Raw genomic sequence first — 1,659 nt, 5'->3', positions numbered from 1 at the left:
GAAAATTCTTTATTTTTTTGTCACTCTTCTCTTTCTTTAACTACATACTATATACTCGATACTGTTTTCACCAATTTTCGGGAGGTTCTGGACTGACTCTTACTCGAGCAGTTACCGGTGTCATAATCACATAAAGAATTTTTCCTCTTTTATTTTTTAAAGTTACTGTCCCGCCCATACTGGGCACTCCGTTCGGATAAAAATACACTTTATCATCTGTATAATTTGTATTAAAAAGATCAATATCTTCTAACTGTATATCTTTATATACTTCATAATATACTTCTTTTTGCTTGTAAATTCTATATCTATCTAAAGATTCCCAAAAATCTATTTTATAATATATCCCCTCGTAAAATGCCATGGATTGAGTATTTTTTAATTCTGAACTTAAAAGTGCTGCTGCAACATTTAATTTATTCCATTGTATCAAATTATTCAAGCCATTTAAAGAAAGACCAAGTAATAAAGCAATTATACCTACTACCACCATTAATTCAATAAGGGTGTAACCTTTATTACGATTTTTACTGTGAATCATACTGTATCTGTTTATCTTTCTTTTTTATTATTTTTTATATAAAATAGTTTTTCGTTTATCGTTTTTCGTTTTTAGATATAAAGTTTTCAGTTATCGTTTATTAGTTTTCAGATAAAAGAATCGAGATATAAAATCCATTTTATGGTTCTTCTGGATTCCCATTTCCCGTTTTCACAAGCGCAAGTTTCATGGGAATGACACATAACGTTCTTGATGTTTGTGAAGTTAGCGTAAGCAAATTTGGGTAAGCGTAAGCTTGCCACAAACACCGTGTTATCTGCCGTTGCCATGTCTATGCTCTCTTATAGGCTTCTAAGAATTCATCCCTTGAGATACCCGCTTGAGTGCTAATCGTTCTTAAGGTAGAAGCTTTTATTTTCGGATGGTTAGGCATTGTCAGAGGAGTTTTGCTTCCATCTGGATTCTCGCGCACCATGGAAATATGCTCTTTTTCGCGCACAACTCGGAACCCGAGAATCTCCAATGCCTTGATCACCTTTCGCTTTGGAGCATCAACAGGGAATTTCTTCATCAAACTTCAACTCCGGCCTCAGCAACGAATGCTTCAAGAATCGGTGGTTCAGCCTCGAGAATCTCTCTCCCGAAAGTCTCGATATGGAAACGAATGGCTGATTTCACATCTGAAAGAGCCTCTTCGTAAGTATCCCCCTGTCCAACTATAACCCCTTTAAGCCCCAAAGGATAAGCGACATATCCATCGGGATGTTTTTCCACGATAATCTTAATTTGCCTCATATGGACACCTCCATCCTTAATTACTGCTATTCTTCATCATAAAAAATAACAACACTCTTTTCAATTTCCCACTTCGGTCCTCTTACAGGTTCTCCAAAGTATATTGTAGTGGTGGCATATTGCACATGTTTAATCCTGATTTTGGGATGATCGTCAAGAAAGGACTGTATTGCCCTTTCTAAATATTCATCGGCAGAAAAATTTCTTCGTCCCTTTTCCTCCTATAATTTCCTATATAGCTCGTCTACGATAAAGGGCTTCCAGTCTTCACAAAGCCGAACTGAGAAGATTTTGACCTTCATCTCCTTACCCTCCAGGAATGACACATAAGTTTTTTAAAGAGTAACCTCTACTTCTTTAGC

Annotated in this window: 3 protein-coding genes; all 3 read right to left on the bottom strand. The window is 36.2% G+C overall.

What is annotated here, in order from left to right; translation table 11 throughout:
- Positions 1-67 precede the first annotated feature (67 nt).
- On the bottom strand, positions 68-541 hold the full coding sequence (locus COZ07_RS02215) for a Tfp pilus assembly protein FimT/FimU (protein ID WP_406606964.1): 474 nt from the start codon (positions 539-541) through the stop codon (positions 68-70).
- A gap of 292 nt (positions 542-833) precedes the next feature.
- A complete protein-coding gene (locus tag COZ07_RS02210; RefSeq protein WP_406606965.1) occupies positions 834-1,073 on the bottom strand; it encodes a type II toxin-antitoxin system HicA family toxin in 240 nt (79 codons plus the stop codon).
- Positions 1,073-1,297, bottom strand: a complete 225-nt coding sequence (locus COZ07_RS02205; RefSeq protein WP_406606963.1) for a type II toxin-antitoxin system HicB family antitoxin — start codon at positions 1,295-1,297, stop codon at positions 1,073-1,075. Before COZ07_RS02205 ends, COZ07_RS02210 begins: the two co-directional genes overlap by 1 nt.
- Positions 1,298-1,659: the final 362 nt, after the last annotated feature.

Source organism: Candidatus Infernicultor aquiphilus, from assembly GCF_002784285.1.
Taxonomy (GTDB): Bacteria; Atribacterota; Phoenicimicrobiia; order Phoenicimicrobiales; family Phoenicimicrobiaceae; genus Infernicultor; species Infernicultor aquiphilus.
This window is presented reverse-complemented; position numbering and strand designations above follow the sequence as displayed.

Coding starts and splice junctions, on each gene's coding strand:
- COZ07_RS02215 (WP_406606964.1), bottom strand. CDS start 541: ATGATTCACAGTAAAAATCGTAATAAAGGTTACACCCTTATTGAATTA.
- COZ07_RS02210 (WP_406606965.1), bottom strand. CDS start 1,073: ATGAAGAAATTCCCTGTTGATGCTCCAAAGCGAAAGGTGATCAAGGCA.
- COZ07_RS02205 (WP_406606963.1), bottom strand. CDS start 1,297: ATGAGGCAAATTAAGATTATCGTGGAAAAACATCCCGATGGATATGTC.